At 72.1% G+C, this 15,812-nt stretch carries 16 protein-coding genes; 12 read left to right on the forward strand and 4 right to left on the reverse strand.

The features are described 5' to 3' along the window. Positions 1 to 96 precede the first annotated feature (96 nt). From Ade02nite_RS47595 to Ade02nite_RS47605, 3 genes are read left to right on the forward strand one after another with little or no spacing between them, the layout of a single operon-like run. On the forward strand, positions 97 to 1,575 hold the full coding sequence (locus tag Ade02nite_RS47595; RefSeq protein ID WP_203778059.1) for an AMP-binding protein: 1,479 nt from the start codon (positions 97 to 99) through the stop codon (positions 1,573 to 1,575). Continuing rightward, on the forward strand, positions 1,557 to 3,698 hold the full coding sequence (locus Ade02nite_RS47600; RefSeq protein ID WP_203778060.1) for a CaiB/BaiF CoA-transferase family protein: 2,142 nt from the start codon (positions 1,557 to 1,559) through the stop codon (positions 3,696 to 3,698). Before Ade02nite_RS47595 ends, Ade02nite_RS47600 begins: the two co-directional genes overlap by 19 nt. A 4-nt stretch (positions 3,699 to 3,702) precedes the next feature. Further along, positions 3,703 to 4,464, forward strand: coding sequence for an enoyl-CoA hydratase/isomerase family protein (locus tag Ade02nite_RS47605; RefSeq protein ID WP_203778061.1), 762 nt, complete (start codon positions 3,703 to 3,705; stop codon positions 4,462 to 4,464). Here the strand turns inward: Ade02nite_RS47605 and fdxA are convergent. Continuing rightward, on the reverse strand, positions 4,451 to 4,786 hold the full coding sequence (gene fdxA / locus Ade02nite_RS47610; RefSeq protein ID WP_203778062.1) for a ferredoxin: 336 nt from the start codon (positions 4,784 to 4,786) through the stop codon (positions 4,451 to 4,453). The genes Ade02nite_RS47605 and fdxA overlap by 14 nt on opposite strands. 9 nt (positions 4,787 to 4,795) lie before the next feature. Next, entirely contained in the window at positions 4,796 to 5,761 is a 966-nt protein-coding gene (locus Ade02nite_RS47615) for an NAD(P)/FAD-dependent oxidoreductase (protein WP_239169603.1), read from the reverse strand. 190 nt (positions 5,762 to 5,951) lie between these two features. Between Ade02nite_RS47615 and Ade02nite_RS47620 the strand changes: the two genes are divergently transcribed. The 7 genes from Ade02nite_RS47620 (at position 5,952) to Ade02nite_RS47650 (ending at position 12,994) form a co-directional block, all read left to right on the forward strand. Then, on the forward strand, positions 5,952 to 7,202 hold the full coding sequence (locus Ade02nite_RS47620) for a Rieske 2Fe-2S domain-containing protein (protein ID WP_203778063.1): 1,251 nt from the start codon (positions 5,952 to 5,954) through the stop codon (positions 7,200 to 7,202). After that, on the forward strand, positions 7,202 to 8,134 hold the full coding sequence (locus tag Ade02nite_RS47625; RefSeq protein ID WP_239169607.1) for a DODA-type extradiol aromatic ring-opening family dioxygenase: 933 nt from the start codon (positions 7,202 to 7,204) through the stop codon (positions 8,132 to 8,134). Before Ade02nite_RS47620 ends, Ade02nite_RS47625 begins: the two co-directional genes overlap by 1 nt. Beyond that, the gene (locus Ade02nite_RS47630; RefSeq protein ID WP_203778065.1) at positions 8,131 to 9,381 is read left to right on the forward strand and encodes a M20 family metallopeptidase; all 1,251 of its coding nucleotides are present in this window, start codon (positions 8,131 to 8,133) and stop codon (positions 9,379 to 9,381) included. Before Ade02nite_RS47625 ends, Ade02nite_RS47630 begins: the two co-directional genes overlap by 4 nt. Continuing rightward, entirely contained in the window at positions 9,378 to 10,235 is an 858-nt protein-coding gene (locus Ade02nite_RS47635) for an alpha/beta fold hydrolase (protein WP_203778066.1), read from the forward strand. The genes Ade02nite_RS47630 and Ade02nite_RS47635 overlap by 4 nt, the downstream gene beginning before the upstream one ends. 116 nt (positions 10,236 to 10,351) lie before the next feature. Continuing rightward, on the forward strand, positions 10,352 to 11,203 hold the full coding sequence (locus Ade02nite_RS47640; protein WP_203778067.1) for an alpha/beta fold hydrolase: 852 nt from the start codon (positions 10,352 to 10,354) through the stop codon (positions 11,201 to 11,203). After that, complete coding sequence (locus Ade02nite_RS47645) at positions 11,203 to 12,141, forward strand: quinone oxidoreductase family protein (RefSeq protein ID WP_203778068.1); 939 nt, start codon at positions 11,203 to 11,205, stop codon at positions 12,139 to 12,141. The genes Ade02nite_RS47640 and Ade02nite_RS47645 overlap by 1 nt, the downstream gene beginning before the upstream one ends. 70 nt (positions 12,142 to 12,211) lie before the next feature. Further along, positions 12,212 to 12,994, forward strand: a complete 783-nt coding sequence (locus Ade02nite_RS47650; protein WP_203778069.1) for an IclR family transcriptional regulator — start codon at positions 12,212 to 12,214, stop codon at positions 12,992 to 12,994. 13 nt (positions 12,995 to 13,007) lie between these two features. On the opposite strand, the gene Ade02nite_RS47655 is transcribed toward Ade02nite_RS47650, so the two are convergent. After that, on the reverse strand, positions 13,008 to 13,817 hold the full coding sequence (locus Ade02nite_RS47655; RefSeq protein ID WP_203778070.1) for an alpha/beta fold hydrolase: 810 nt from the start codon (positions 13,815 to 13,817) through the stop codon (positions 13,008 to 13,010). Continuing rightward, positions 13,807 to 13,968: a hypothetical protein gene (locus Ade02nite_RS47660; RefSeq protein ID WP_203778071.1), complete on the reverse strand. Its 162-nt coding sequence runs from the start codon at positions 13,966 to 13,968 to the stop codon at positions 13,807 to 13,809. The genes Ade02nite_RS47655 and Ade02nite_RS47660 overlap by 11 nt, the downstream gene beginning before the upstream one ends. A gap of 24 nt (positions 13,969 to 13,992) precedes the next feature. On the opposite strand from Ade02nite_RS47660, the gene Ade02nite_RS47665 reads away from it, so the two are divergent. Continuing rightward, positions 13,993 to 14,787 carry a 2-keto-4-pentenoate hydratase gene (locus tag Ade02nite_RS47665; protein ID WP_203778072.1) on the forward strand — a complete coding sequence of 265 codons (795 nt, stop codon included), beginning with the start codon at positions 13,993 to 13,995 and terminating at the stop codon, positions 14,785 to 14,787. Further along, on the forward strand, positions 14,784 to 15,734 hold the full coding sequence (locus tag Ade02nite_RS47670; RefSeq protein ID WP_203778073.1) for an acetaldehyde dehydrogenase (acetylating): 951 nt from the start codon (positions 14,784 to 14,786) through the stop codon (positions 15,732 to 15,734). Before Ade02nite_RS47665 ends, Ade02nite_RS47670 begins: the two co-directional genes overlap by 4 nt. Positions 15,735 to 15,812: the final 78 nt, after the last annotated feature.

Raw genomic sequence — 15,812 nt, forward strand, 5'->3', positions numbered from 1 at the left:
CCCCGTTGACCGGGCCCGGGCGCCCGCCCGACGATCGGGTCCTGCACGGCTGAGTGGGAGAGCGCCGTGACGCGGGCGAAGAGAGGCGGACCGCTCATGATCGAGGTGGTCGACCGTCCGGAGACCGTGATCGACGTCCTGGCCCGGCGGGCGGCCGCCGACCCGCGAGCGATCGTTGCGACGTTCGCCGGCGACCCTCGGCGGAATCTGACCGTGGGGGAGTTGCTCCGCTCGGCGGAGCGGATCGCCCGCCTGCTCGCCTCCCCGTCGTTGGGCCTGCTTCCCGGCGAATCGGTGCTGACCTGCCTGCGGCCCGGGCCGGCGCTCGTGGCGGTGCTGGCCGGAGTGGCCCGCGCCGGCCTGGTGGAGGTGCCCGTCACCGCCGACGGCGGCACGCCGTCGGCCGGACGGGTGGCGCTGCTGGGCACCGGCGCCCTGGCCGGCAACCCCCGGCTGGCGACCATCGCTCCGATCGTGCGGACCGTGGACGACGGCGGCGGTCCGGGCGATCTCGATGACCTGCGGCCCGGGCCTCTCGGGCCGCGGCCGGGCCCCGGCGATCCGGCGCTCGTGCTGAGCACGTCGGGCACGACCGGCCGGCCCAAGGGGGTGCTGCTGCCGCATTTCGCCGGGGTACGGCACGCGCGGCGGGTCACCGCGTCGATGCGGTACGGACCGGACGACGTTCTCTACAACGCCTTCCCGTGGAACCACGTCAACATCCGGCACGCCGGCCTGCTCGCCGCGCTGGTCAGCGGTGCCCGGCTGGTGGCGGTGCCACGGTTCTCGGCGTCGGCGTTCTGGGAGCTGTGCCGGGCCGAGGGGGTGACCGCGTTCAACTTCATGGGCGCGGTCGCGGCGATCCTGCTGCGCGGTCCGGCCGACCGCGCCCACCGCGTGACCCGTGCCTACGGCGGGCCGGCCCCGGCCTGGCTGGCGGCGCGGTTCCGCGAACGATTCGGGGTGCAGCTCGTCGAGGCGTACGCCTGCACCGAGCTCGGCGACGTCACCAGCAACACCCTCGGCGAGGTGGCCGAGGGAACCGCCGGACGGCCGGTCCCGGAGTACGACGTACGGCTGGACGACGGCCGCATCGCGGTACGGCCGCGGGCGAAGCACATCAGCGCGCTCGGCTACGTCGGCAGCTCCGAGCCTCCGCCGGAGTGGGTCCTCACCGGTGACCTCGGCGACTTCGACGGCGACGGGCGGCTCGTCTTCCGCGGCCGGCATGCCGATGTCATCCGCCGCCGCGGCGAGAACATCTCGGCCTGGCAGGTCGAGTCGGTCGTGGCCGCCATGCCCGGCGTGCGCGAGGCGGCGGCGGTCGGGGTGCCCTCCGAGCTCACCGAGGAGGACCTGCTCGTCGCCGCGGTCGGCGCCGTCACCGAGGAGGACGTGCACGCCTGGTGCCGGGACCGGCTGCCCCGGTACGCCTGGCCGCGCTACGTCGTGCTGCTCGACGCGCTGCCCCGCAACGCCGCCGCCAAGGTCAGCAAGTCGCGCCTGCGCGACGTCGCCGGCAAGGACCTCGAACACCTGAGACGGAAGGACCACGCATGCGAGTCCTGGACCTGACCGACGAGCTCGGCGCGGCCGCGATCCGCCACCTGGTGGGACTGGGCGCCGACGTGGTGCGCGTGCCCGCCGCGCGGGCCGGTTCCCGGGCGAGCGAGTTGCACTGGTACAGCGGTGTCCGTGTGGTGGCCGACGGCCCGGGGCTGCTCGACGAGCTGGCCGCGGAGGCTGACGTCGTCGTCGAGAGCGGTCCCCGGTGGTCTCTGCGCGGGCTGACCGGCGAGGGCGGGTCGCGCTGGCCGGGGCGCGTGCACGTGGTGGTGACACCGTTCGGGCTCACCGGGCCGCGCCGGGACTGGCTGGGCGGGGACCTGGTGACGGCGTCCGCCGGCGGCATGACCTGGCTCGGCGGGCGGCCCGACGGCCCGCCCAAGCCGCCGCCGCGCGAGTTCGCGCTCCAGGTGGCGGGTGCGCACGCGGCGATCGCGGCCTACGTCGGCCTGCTCGACCAGGCCCCTCGGCTGATTGACATCTCCGTTCAGCAAGCTGTCGCCGCCACCCTCGAAACCGGCGCGATCTCGTGGATTCACACGGGTGCGGTTCCCGTACGCAGCGGCGGTGTCTACGCGCATGTCGCGCATCGCGTGTTCCGGGCCGTCGACGGCTATGCCGCGGGCGGCTATTCGGGCAGCGATCGCATGTGGACCGACCTGCTCGCCTGGATGGACGAGACCGGCGAGGCCGAGGACCTGACCGACGAGAAGTACGCCGACGCCGTCTTTCGCTGGAACGCCCGCTCGCACGTCGACGAGGTGGTCACGCGCTTCGCCGCCCGCCGCACAGCCGCCCAGCTCGGCGAGGAGGGCCGCAAGCGGGCGCTGCCCTGGGCCGAGGTGAGCCGGGCCGATCAGCTGCCCGGCAACCCGCAGCTGAGAAGCCGGGACTTCTTCCGCACGGTCGACGGCCTCACCGACGTCGGCTATCCCGTGCGGCTACCGGCCGGGGTCGCGAGCAGGCGCAGACGTCTCCAAGGGCTGCGGGTGCTCGATCTGACCTGGGTGCTGGCCGGGCCGTACGCGACCAGGCAGCTCGCCGACTTCGGCGCCGACGTCATCAAAGTGGAGTCGCGCCACCGGCAGGATCCCACCCGGTTCCAGCCGTCCATGCGGCTGCGGCCGGACGCCACGTTCGACGACGGCGGCTATTTCATGAACTTCAACCGGGGCAAGCGGAGCATCGCGGTCAACATGCGCCTCGCCGAAGGCCAGGAGCTGGTGCGGCGGCTGGCGAGGGAGTGCGACGTCATCATCGACAACTACAGCCCGGGCACGATGGCCAGGTGGGGCCTCGATCACCCGTCGCTGAGCGAGGCGAACCCGGAGCTGATCGCGGTGTCGATGTCAGGCGTCGGACAGACCGGTCCGTGGCGCAACGCGGTCACCTTCGCCGACACGCTCGCCGCCATGTCCGGCCTCACCGACGAGACCGCCGACCCGGGCGGCGATCCGCAGGGCCTTACCTTCGGCCTCGGCGACATGGTCGCGGCCAACGCGGCGGTGCTGGGCGTCCTCGCGATGCTCGCCGAAGGACGAGGCGGCTTCGTCGACCTCTCCCAGCTCGAGTCGATGGCGGCGGCGATGGGCCCGGCCGTGCTGGAACACCAGCTCGGCGCCCCGCCCACCGGAGCCACGCCGAGCCGCCCGCACCGGGTCGCCCACCGCGCGCCGCACGGGGTGTATCCGGCCCGCGGCGAGGACCGGTGGGTGGCGATCGCGGTCGAGGACGATGCCCAGTGGCGTACGCTCGCGCGCCGCACCGGAATCGGCGACGCCGGCCTCACCCTCGCCGAGCGGAAGGCCGACGAGGACCGGATCGACGATGCCCTCGCGGCCTGGACCGGCGCGCGTGACGCGGACGAGATCGCCGAGACGCTGCAGGCCGCGGGTGTGCCGGCCGCCGTCGTGGCCACCGGCGAGGACCTCGTCGAACGCGACCCCCAACTCGCCGTCCGCGGGTTCTACCCGGTGCTGTGCCATCCGATCGCCGGGGAGGTGCGGCACGAGGGCGGCGTGTTCACCCCGGCCGTGTCCCGGCCCGCGCCGCTGCTCGGCGAGCACACCAGCCAGATCCTCGAAGAGCTGCTCGGCGACGCGACCGCCGCCGACCCGTCCGTACTGGAGTGACCACATGCTTGAGGTGACCGTCGCCGGCGCCGTCGGCACGATCGTCATCGACCGGCCGCCCGCGAACGCGGTGAACCCGGCGTTGATCGAGGAGTTCCTGAAGGTGGTGCCGAGCCTCGCCGACGATCCCGCCGTCCGGTGCGTCGTCATCACCGGGACCGGCCGGTTCTTCGTGGCCGGCGCCGACATCGCGGTGATGCGGGACCTCTCCCTGGACAACCACATCAGGATGCGGCGCTGGGTGCAGGTGCAGCGCTTGCTCGAGCTCGCCGCCAAGCCGGTGATCGCCGCGATCAACGGGTACGCGCTGGGCGGCGGCGCCGAGCTCGCCCTCGCCTGTGACCTGCGCATCGCGGCCGCGAGCGCCACGCTCGGCTTCCCCGAGACGGGGCTCGGCCTGTTCCCGGGCGCCGGCGGCAGTCAGCGCCTGCCGCGCCTGCTCGGCGCGCACAAGGCGAAGCTCCTGATGATCGAGGGGCGGCGGATGACCGCGGCCGAAGCGCTGGAGATCGGCCTGGTCGACGAGGTGGTGCCCGACGCCGACTTCGCGGACGCCGTCCGCGGGCGGGCGCTCGACTGGGCGGCCCGGCCGACCACGACGATCGGGCTGCTCAAAAGATCCGTCGACGACGCGGCCGGCAAGTCCCTCGACGAGGCCCTGGCGGTCGAATGGGCCGCCGTCCAACAGGTGATCGCCACCGAGGACGCGGCCGAGGGCCTCCAGTCCTTCCTGGACAAGAGGCCGCCACGGTTCACAGGCCGCTGACGTACGGGGTGTCCACCCCGATCTCGCCCACCTTGCGCGCGCCGCCGGGGGTGCCGATCGGGGTCTCCCGTCCGGGCAGGACGACCTGGAAGAAGTTCCGGGAGTCCTCGACGAACAGGGTGCGCTCGTCGTCACCGCGCGCCTTGCGGTCGACGAAGATCGCCTCGACCGGGCACTCCACCTCGCAGGCCCCGCAGTCGATGCACTCGGCCGGGTTGATGTAGCTCTTGCGATCGCCGACGTAGATGCAGTCGACCGGGCAGACGTCCACGCAGGCCCGGTCGTTGACGTCGACGCAGTCCTTACCGATGACGTACGTCATGTGCGGTTCCTAAACAGTCTCGGTGGAGTGGCCGGGGAACAGGGAGGCGTCCGGGTCGAGGGCGACCGCCGCGTTGTTGACCGCGGTCGCCACTTCGCCGAAGCCGACGGACATCAGGCGCACCTTGCCCGGATATTCGGTGACGTCGCCGGCCGCGTAGACCGCCGGCAGGTTGGTGCGCATGCGCCGGTCCACCTCGATCGCCCGGCCGGAGAGGGTCAAACCCCATTCGGCGAGCGGGCCGAGGTCGGAGACGAAGCCGAGGGCCGCGATGACGCTGGTCGCCGGCAGCACATCGTCGCCCACCTGCGCGTGCGAGACCCAGTCGTCGCCGACCAGCCGGGTGACCTCGCAGTTGACGCGGAAGGCGACGCCGGCCCGTTTCGCCTCGGCCACACTCGCGGCGTGGGCCCGGAACCGGGCCCGGCGGTGGACCACGGTCACGCTGCGGGCCAGCGGCACCAGCGCGTTGGCCCAGTCGATGGCGCTGTCGCCGCCGCCGACCACGACGACGTGCCGATCGGCGTGCACGCCGAGATCGGGCACGAAGTACGACAACCCGCGCCCGAGGAACTCCTCACCGGCCGGCAGCGGCCGCGGGGTGAACGTGCCGATCCCCGCGGTCAGCACCACCGCGCCGGCGTCGATCAGGGTGCCGTCGGAGAGCGTCAGCTGCGGCCGGCCGTCGTCGTCGCCCAGGCCCACCGCCTGCCGCTCGAGCACGTACCGAGTTCCGAACGCGTCGGCCTGTGCGGTCAGGCCTTCGACGAGCTCGCGACCGGTGACGCCGGGCAGGCCCGCCACGTCCCGTACCACCTTCTCCGGATACAGCGCGGCGATCTGACCGCCGACCTGCGGCAGCGCGTCGATCAGCACGGTGCTCAGGCCGCGGAAACCGGCGCAGAACGCGCCGTAGAGGCCGGTCGGGCCGGCACCGACGATCGCCAGGTCCGTGTGGATCGTGGTGGGTTGCATGGCACCGACCGTAGGGACGGCTCCGGCGCCGGGGCCACGACGCCGGACCGCTGAGCGGACCCTGGACCGCTCAGCGGAATGCGTTTCGGTGGACGGAACCGGCCGCTGTCGTGCCCCGCGCCATCGATGATTCGCTCGCCTCATTGTTCAGCGAGCCGGGGCGACGTCCCTGGGCTGAGGGGAGGGTCGCATGGTCGCAGAGCCCACTGCGAACGGGAAGGCGCCGGCGCGGCGTCGTTCGCGGAGCGGGCGGCTGCCCGGCCGGCAGGACTGGTCGAGCTGGCCGCACTACCAGGCGGCCGCCGCAGGCTTCCGCGGTTACTGGTACCCGGTGGCGTTCTCGTCGCAGATCACCGGGAAGCCGACCGCGGTGACGCTGCTCGGCGAGCGGATCATGGTCATGCGCGACCGCGGGACGGTGTATGCCCTCAAGGACCGCTGCCCGCACCGTGGTGTGCCGCTCAGCTACGGCAATCAACAGTTCCCCGGCACGATCAGCTGCATCTACCACGGCTGGACGTTCGACCTGAAGACCGGCGACCTGGCCGCCGCGATCACCGACGGCCCCGCCTCACCGATCTGCGGCAAGGTCACCCAGCCCACCTTCGAGACGGCCGAGCGGCTCGGCATGGTGTGGCTGTTCGTCGGCGACGGCGAGGACGCGCCGCCGATCGACGACCAGCTGCCCGAGGAGCTGCTCGACAACCCGGGCGTGATCGGAGCGCGGATCCAGCCGCGCGAGGGGAACTGGCGCTTCGCCGCCGAGAACGGCTACGACGAGGGCCACGCGAAATATCTGCACCGGACGGCGCTGTGGCGGCTGTTCAAGGCGATGCCGGTGCACAACGACACCCGGCTCGTGCGGCGGGGCCGCTGGCTCTACCGGGTGCAGGACAACCAGTACTGGGACGCCGACTTCCCGGGTCTCGGCAAGTGGTCCGGCAAGGCCTGGTACAAGATCGACCCGTCGAAGACCAAGCCGGGCGCGGCGGCCAACCGCAACATCGGCAACACCGGCGGCTCGGCGAAGGTCAACGAGGTCATCGCCGCCCAGGACTTCCCGGGCTTCGTCTCGATCACCATGCCCGGCATCTTGCGGGTCGCCTACCCGGGCTTCATCCACTACGAGTTCTACGTCCCGGTCGACGCCGACCATCACCTGTACGTCGGCGTGATGGTCAACTTCGGCACGGGATTGCGGACGCTGCCGTTCTACCCCAAATACCTGGGCGCGATCCGGTGGCTGTTCCACGGCCAGTTCTCCGGGCAGGACAAGTGGATGGTGGAGGTCACCGACGCGCCGCCGGAGCGCCTCTATCGCCCCGACGATGCCCTGCTCCAGTGGCGCAAGATGGCCGAGGACGTGACCGAGGAGCGGGCCGATCGGCTCAAGGCCGCGGGCATCGGGCCGGAGGACGGCCGGCCCGAGGTGACGCGGTGATGGCCCGCATCGTGCTCGGCGTCGGCGCCTCCCATTCGACGCTGATGAACACCCACTGGGACCAGGTCGCCGGGGTGGACCGTGCCGAGCGCTTCCGCGATGCACTGGCCGAGGCGCGCGACGCGATCGCCGCCGCGCGCCCCGACGTCGCGATCGTCATCGGCTCCAACCACTTCCGGGGCTTCTGGCTCGACCTGATCCCCGCCTTCACGCTCGGCGTCGACCAGGTCGTGGCATCCGGTGACGGCGGCACCCCGAAGGGACCCCAGCGCACCGAGCCGACATTCGCCCAGGCGCTGGCGGAGGACCTGGTCGGGCACGGCACGGAGGTCGCCATCTCGGCGAAGCTTCAGATCGACCACGGCCAGGCGCACGCCGTGCAGTACCTGCTGCGGGACATCGACGTGCCGATCGTGCCGCTGGTGATCAACGTGTTCGCCACTCCGCTGCCGTTGATGGCCCGCTGCGTCCAGCTGGGGGAGGGCCTCGCCCGCGCGGTGGCGGCCGTCGGCGACGACAAGCGCGTCGTGGTCATCGCCTCGGGCGGTCTCTCCCATCAGCTGCCGTGGCCGAGTCGCTGGCAGGACCCGCAGGGAGACGACGAGGAGTTCCTGGTCGAGGCGTGGCGGGAGGGCCGTGGGGACTGGGAGAAGTACGACAAGCGTCGCCGCGAGATCATCGTGTCCGCCCGGCCCACCCTGTTCCCCGACTTCGACGAGGAGTTCCTGGGCCGGCTCGATCGGGGCGAGCTGCGCCACTACGCCGGCTGGACCACCGCGCAGATCGAGGCGGCGGCCGGCAACGGCGGCCAGGAGTTGCGGACCTGGCTGACCATGGCCGCGGCGCTCGGCTTCGCGCCCGGCCGGACGCTCGCCTACAGCCCGATGCCGGAGTGGCTGACGGGTATGGGCGTCGCGGTGATCGAACCGTGAGCCTGCTCGACGAGGTCCTGGACCGGATCACGCCCGAGCGGCTACGGGAGGCGGCGGTCGCCATCACCTCGATCCCCAGTCCGACCGGACGGGAGGCGCCGCTGGCGGCCTGGCTGGTGGAGCAGATGCGCCTCAGCGGCATACCCGCCCAGGTGCAGTCGATCGACGCGGACCAGGCGAATGCGGTCGGCCGGGTGCGCAGCGACCGGACCGGCCGCGACCTCATGCTCTATGCGCCGATCGACACGCTGACGACCGGCGACGAGGCCGAGGATCTGCCGTGGATCGGCCCGTCGTTGCGGCCGGACATGCGGCCGATCGGGGTGTCCGACGGCGACCTGGTCCAGGGTCTCGGCGCGGGCAACCCCAAGGGCCATGCGGCGTGCGTCCTCGTGACCGGCCAGGCGTTCGCCGAGGCGACCAGGTCGCGGACGATCCGGGGCGATCTCGTGCTGGCGTTCGGGGCCGGCGGCATGCCCACCAACGCCGTCGGCGGGGGGAGGGCCAACACCGGCCACGGCGTCGGCGCGTCGTTCCTGCTGGAACGCGGCTGGTACACCGACCACGCCATCATCGCGAAGCCCGGCGATTTCGTGGCCCATGACGAGGTCGGCGTCTGCTGGTTCGAGATAACGCTCCACGGAATCCACACCTATGCGGGGAGTCGGCACCGGCTTCCCTACCGAAACCCGATCGTCGCGGCGGCCGAGGTGGCGACCGGGCTCGAAAAGTGGCTGGCGGACTTTCCGGCCCGGCACCGCACCGCCACGGCCGCGCCGCAGGGCGTCATCGGCTCGATCGCCGGTGGCTGGGAGCGCATGCTCGCCGTCACCCCGGCCGTGTGCCGTCTTCGTCTGGACATCCGGCTCGCGCCGGGTCAGCACCCCTTGGCGGTGCGCCGGGAGCTGGCCGCCTTCCTGGCCGGTTTCGACGCTGAGTGCGAGCTGGTCAACCACATCCCCGCCACGACCACCGACCCGGACAGCTGGGTCGTCACCGAGACGATCCGGGCCTGGGAGGCCGCGGCCGGCAAGCCGCACCAGCCGATCACCGACAACAGCGGCGCCACCGACGCCAACATCCTGCGCGCCCGCGGCGTCCCCACCGCCCGCGTCGGCATGCCCAAGGCGCCGCTGCCCGGCATCGACTTCGCGCTGGGCATGAACACCGTTCAGGTCACCGAGATGCGCCGCCTCTGCGAAGTCCTCGCGCGCGTCGCGGTCGCCAACAGTCAGGAGAAGAGATGAGCAACGCCCCCGAGGGCAAGCACGCCGAGGGCTACTACTACCTGGACCTCGGGTCGGGACTGGACACCGTGTTCCTGCACGGTGGCGGGCCCGGCTGCACCGGCTGGAGCGACTTCGGCCCGGTCGCCGGCCTGTTCGCCACCGACCGCCGGGTGCTGATCCCGGACATCCTGCAATACGGGCGATCCGACAAGGTGCGCATCACCGGCCCGATGTGGGACTTCCACGCGGCCCGCACGGTGGCGCTGCTCGACTCGCTCGGCGTCGAGCGCGCCGACTTCGTCTGCAACTCGTGGGGCGGCACGATCGCGCTCAACCTCGGGGCGAAGTACCCGGACCGCGTACGGTCGATCGTCGTCACCGGCAGCATGCCGGTCTTCTACGGCCCGCTCGCGCCCCTGCCGGAGAACGGTCACCGGGGCCGCAACGCCCGGGACGCGTACTACGGTGGCGAAGGCCCGACCCGGGAGAAGATGCGCCACCTCATCGCCTCCCTGGAGTGGTACGACGGTGCCCAGCTGCCCGAAGAGACCGTCGACATGCGCTACCAGCAGAGCCTCGACCCCGGCGAGCGCGAGCTGGCCGCGATGTCCGACTCGCCGCGTGGCGACTGGCAGGACCTCACCGCCGAGCTCGGCCGGATCGAGGCGCCCACCCTGTTCGTGTGGGGTCGCGAGGACGCGTTCCTCACCCCGGACTACCCGATGATGCTCGCCCGGATGGTGCCCCACGGCAACCTGCACGTGATGAACCACGTGTCGCACCACCCGCAGGAGGAGCAACCCGAGCGCTATCACGCCATCGTCGCCGCGTTCCTGGCCGACGTGGCTCGCCGTGACGCGAAAGGCCACTGAACCGTGAGAATCCTGCTTTGGCTGACCGGTGCCGGGGTGCTCGTCGCGCTCCTGCGGATCCTCGCCCGGCGTAGCAACACCCAAGTCCACCGGATCAACCAACCCTAGGGAGAGCCATGTCCATCTGGACTGATCTGACACCGCTGCCGTTCTCCCTGTCCTACGTCGACGCCGGTGGCGTGCCGACTCGGACGCTGCGGGCCGGCGACGGCGCGCCGGTGGTGTTCCTGCACGGCACGAGCGGCCATCTCGAAGCCTTCACCCGCAACATCGCGGCCCACGCCGAGCACTACACGGTGCACGCCATCGACATGCTCAACCACGGCTACACCGGAAAGGTGGACAAGCCGTCGGAGATCCCGGGCTACGTGCGGCACCTGCTCGACTACTTCGACGCCGTCGGCATCGACAAGGCCCACATCGTCGGTGAGTCCCTGGGCGGCTGGGTCGGCGCGCGCGCCGCCGTCGACCACCCCGGCCGGGTCGCCAGCCTGCAACTGCTCTGCGCCGGCGGCACGGTCGCCAACCCCGAGGTGATGGCCCGCATCGACGCCAGCACCCGGCAGGCCGTGTCCACCGACGACATCGAGCTGACCCGTAAGCGGCTGCGGCTGCTGATGGCCGATCCGGTGAACGCCACCGAGGAACTGGTCGAGGTGCGGCACCGCATCTACCATGAGCCGGACTTCGTCGCCAACATCGACAATCTTCTATCGCTACAGAAGATGGAGATCCGGCAGCGTAATCTGCTGACAACCGAACAGATGCGGCGCATCACCCAGCCCACGCTGATCGTCTGGGGCCGCAAGAACCCGTTCGGCGACGTGCCGGAGGCTCAGGCCATGCACGCCGCGATCGCGGGCTCCCAGCTCGAGCTGTTCGATGACACCGGCCATTGGCCGCAACACGAGCAGGCCGAGCGGTACAACCCGCTCAGCCTGGAGTTCCTGGCCAAGGCGGAGGCCTGATGCGCGCGCTACGGATCCACGCCTGGGGCGCGTCCCCGGTCATCGACGACATCCCCGAGCCGGTCCGCGGTGACGGCGAGGTGCTGGTCCAGGTCGACGCGGCCGGGATGGCGCACCTCGACCTGACCGTGGCCTCCGGCGAGTTCGGGATGCGCCCGGCGCTGCCCTACACCGGCGGGGTCGAAGGCAGCGGGACCGTCCTCGAGGCGGACGACCTGGCGCCCGGCACCCAGGTCATGCTGCGCGGCGGCGGGCTCGGCGTGGTGCGCGACGGCACCTGGCAGGAACGGGTCAGCGTGCCGCGCAAGGCGGTCTCGCTGCTCGACACGCCCCTGCCGGCCAACCTGGCCGCCACGTTCCTCGGCCCCACCACGACCGCCGCGGTGACGCTCCACGACGTGGCGAAGCTGACGGCCGGGGAGAAGGTCCTCGTGACCGGCGCGGCCGGCGCGGTCGGCTCCCTCGTGTGCCAACTCGCCCGGCAGGCCGGCGCCGAGGTGACCGGCCTGGTCGGCCGGCCCGAGCGCCTCGCCGACCTGCCCGGCGGCGTCACCGGAGCCCTGCTCGGCGAGCCGCCGGCCGGCTGGGCGGCCGAACGTCCCTTCGATCTGCTGGTCGACACGGTCGGCGGCGACCGGCTCATCGAGCGGACGCGCTGGGTGCGGGCCGGCGGCCGGGCCGTGGTGGTCGGCTACACGGCCGGCGCCGAGGCGACGGTGGACCTGCCGAACTGGCTGCTGGCCGACGTGGCGCTGCTGCCGGTCAACATGATGCGGCACGGGCGGCGGGGGCAGGAGCTGAGCCCCGCTCTCAGCGCGCAGCTGGCCGCCGGCACGCTGACGCTGGCCATCGAGCAGGTCCCGGTCGAGGCGGCGGCGGACGCCCTCGCCCGGCTGGCGAAGGGGCAGACGCGCGGCCGCCTGGTCGTGACGTTCTGATCAGCGGCACTGTTCCGGTGAGCGGAACGGTTCGTTATCGCTCGTAACATGCGCAACGAACCATGTGGTGATGGAGCTCATCGCCGAAGGCGGCCCGTACGCTGCCGCGGACACCAACAGCGTGCTGGGCAAGGTACGGCTGATCCTCGAGATGTTCGGCCTCGACGACGAGACGCTCAGCCTGTCCGAGCTCGCGCGGCGTACCGGGCTGGCCAAGGCCTCCGTGCACCGGCTGAGCCAGGAGCTCGTCCGGTGGGGGCTGCTCGAACGCCGTAACGGCGAATACCGTCTCGGCATGCGGCTGTTCGAGATCGGGCAGCGCGTTCCGCGCCAGCGGATCCTGCGGGATCTCGCCCGGCCGCTGATGGTCGATCTGGTGCACGCGACCAGCGGGACCGTCCACCTCGCCGTGGTGGACGGTCTCGAGGTGCTCTACCTCGAAAAGGTCAGTAGCGGGAACACCCACGTCAACCATCCGTCGCGGGTCGCCGGCCGGATGCCGCTGCACTGCACGGCCACCGGTAAGGCGCTGCTCGCTTTCGGCCGTCGAGGGCTGCTGGACGAGGTGATGGCCGCCCCGCTGGCGCGGGTGACGGCGCGCACCACCGTCGCGCCGGGGTTGCTGGCGCAGGAGCTGGATCGGACCCGTGAGCTCGGCTACGCGACCGAGTTCGAGCAGACACGGCTCGGATACATGAGCGTGGCGATCCCGCTGGCCGGCGCGACCGGGGTCACGGTGGCGGCGTTGTCGGTCACGGTGCCCCTGTCGCGGTCGAAGGTCGACCTGCTGGCCGGTCAGCTGGGCCTGGTCGGCCGGCACATGACGAAGCTGCTCAGCGCCGAGGAGATCTGAGGTCGCCGGCCGGTCACGGCCGTGCCCTGAGGAACGCGGTCACCAGGCCGGCGACCTCGGAGGCCTTCTGCTCCATGAGCGGAATGGTCCCTCCGGCGACGATCGCCACCTCGACATGCGCGGCGCCGGTCAGATGCGCTCGGACCCGCTCGACGTTGGGCCGGGCGAACGGATCGTCGGCGGCGCCGATGATCAAGGTGGGGGCGCGGACCTCGCCGATGCGGTCCTCGATGACGTAGCGGGCGCAGGCGAGGTGCCCCTCCATCGGGTCGACGCCCGGGGCCAGCGCGTCCCGGATGAAACGGTCGAGCAGGTCGGGCCGCCCGGCCGGATAGTAGGGCCGCCGCTGTGACCACAGCTCGGTCAGGTGGGAGCCGTCCTCGGCGGCCGTGGCGACGTCGACCCCGGGCCCGTTCGCGTGCGAATGCCGATACTCCGCATCGGTCCACGGTGGCGAGGAGAGGATCAGCTCCCGCGCCCGGGACGGGGCGGCGGCGGCCATCTCGATCGCGACGGCGGCCCCGGTGTGGTGGCCCATCAGCGTCGCGCTTTCGATACCGAGCGCGTCCAGAAGGGCGTACGCCCCGCTGGCCATGGCCTCGATGGTCTGCGGCTTCGGCTGGGGCGCGCTCAGGCCGAATCCGTACATGTCCATCGCGATCACCCGCCGTCCGTACGCCAGCAGCGGCTGGACCTCACGGAACTCGTCGTGCGAGCGGGGCGTCTGGTGCAGCAGCAGAACCGCGGGTCCCTCGCCCGCCTCCGCGTAGTGCATCTGGCCGTAGGTGGTTGTGGCATAGCCTCGGGTGAGCTCAGGCGTCATGGCATCCTTCCGGTTCGCGGGTCGGGTGCAGCGTCGTGACGCGCGGCGAATCCGGCAAGAACGGTGGTTCGTTCACCGGATCGCCGGTGGGGGCGCCGGTTTCGGTGACCGGAACGCGGCGCTGGGCCGCCGCGCCGTCACCCGGCAGCATCGGGCTCGACGGCAGGGGAGCCCAATGAAATCACCAACAGCGGCGGTGGCCCATCGGCTGGACCACGCGCAGCGCACCGGCGTCCCGTGCGCCCCGGTACGAGACCTGATCGGCGCCACGGACGTCGAGTTGGCCTATCAGGTGCAGCGTGTCGGCGTGCGGCGGCGGATCGACGCCGGCGAGCGCGTGGCCGGTCACAAGATCGGCCTCACCGCGCCGGTGGTGCAGCGTCAGCTCGGCGTCGACCAGCCCGATTTCGGGGTGCTATTCGACACGATGGACGTGTCGGACCTCGACGTGATACCGACCGGCGGACTGTTGCAGCCCCGGGTGGAGGCCGAGATCGCGTTCCGGCTCGGCGCGGACCTGGACGGCCCGGACCTGAGCCCGGCGGCCGTCCGAGCCGCGGTACGGCACGCGGAGGCCGCCATCGAGATCGTGGACAGCCGGATCGCGGGCTGGGACATCAGCATCGCCGACACCATCGCGGACAACGCCTCGAGCGGCCTGTTCGTGCTGTCCGGCCGGCCGGTGCCGCTCAGCGATTTCGAGCCCGCCGACGTGGTGATGCGGATGACCGTGGACGGGGCGGCGGCCTCGGCCGGAACCGGCCGGGACTGTCTCGGCGACCCGCTGGCCGCCCTGGCCTGGCTCGCCCGGGCCGCCCGGGATCGGGGTGATCCGCTGCGGGCCGGCCAGGTGGTGCTCTCCGGCGCCCTGGGCCGGATGGTCCCGGTCGGGCCGGGCGCCCGGGTGCACGCCGAGATCTCGTCACTCGGCCCGGTAGGCGCGGTTTTCGCGGGGAAGGAAGACTCATGAAGGTCGCCGTGATCGGGTCGGGCAACATCGGCACCGACCTGATGATCAAGATTCTGCGGCTCTCCGAGACGCTCGACATCGCCGCCATGGTCGGCATCGACCCGGGTTCCGACGGCCTGGCCCGGGCCCGGCGGCTGGGCGTGCCGACGACCGCCGACGGGGTGGACGGCCTGATCGCGATGGACGGGTTCGCCGATATCGAGCTGGTCTTCGACGCCACCTCGGCGCGGGCCCACCTTGCCAACGACGCCAAGCTGGCCGCCCACGGCAAGGCAGTGATCGATCTGACGCCGGCCGCGGTCGGGCCGTTCGTCGTGCCGGCCGTGAACCTGGAGCAGCATCTGACGGCCGGCGACGTCCGCAACATCAACATGGTGACCTGCGGCGGCCAGGCGACGATCCCGATCGTCGCCGCGGTCTCGCGCGTCGCGCCGGTCCCGTACGCCGAGATCGTCGCGTCCATCGCCTCGAAGTCGGCCGGCCCGGGCACCCGGGCGAACATCGACGAGTTCACCGAGACCACCGCGCACGCGATCGAGCAGGTCGGCGGCGCCCGCCGCGGCAAGGCGCTGATCATCCTGAACCCGGCGGAGCCACCGCTGATCATGCGCGACACCGTGCTGTGCCTCGTCGACGCGGCGTCGCCGTCCGTCCGGGACGAGATCCGGGCCTCGGTCGAGCGGATGGTCGGCGCGGTCGCCCGCTACGTCCCGGGCTACCGGCTCAAGCAGCAGGTGCAGATCAACCCGATTCCGGCCGGCCAGCCGGTGCACACCCTGGCCGGTTCCGCCCGCGTCACCCACCAGGTGTCCGTCTTCCTCGAGGTGGAGGGTGCCGCGCACTACCTGCCGGCGTACGCCGGAAACCTGGACATCATGACCTCGGCCGCGGTCGCCGCCGCCGAGCGCATCGCCGCCGTCCGCGCGAGCCGGGAGGTCTCGGCATGACCGCCTGCACCGAGCGGCACCCGGCCGCACCGGCGGACGGCGTCGCGGGCGAGGGCCAGAAGGGCATGCCTAAGGAGG

Origin of the sequence: Paractinoplanes deccanensis, from assembly GCF_016862115.1 — a bacterium.
GTDB classification, from domain to species: domain Bacteria; phylum Actinomycetota; class Actinomycetes; order Mycobacteriales; family Micromonosporaceae; genus Actinoplanes; species Actinoplanes deccanensis.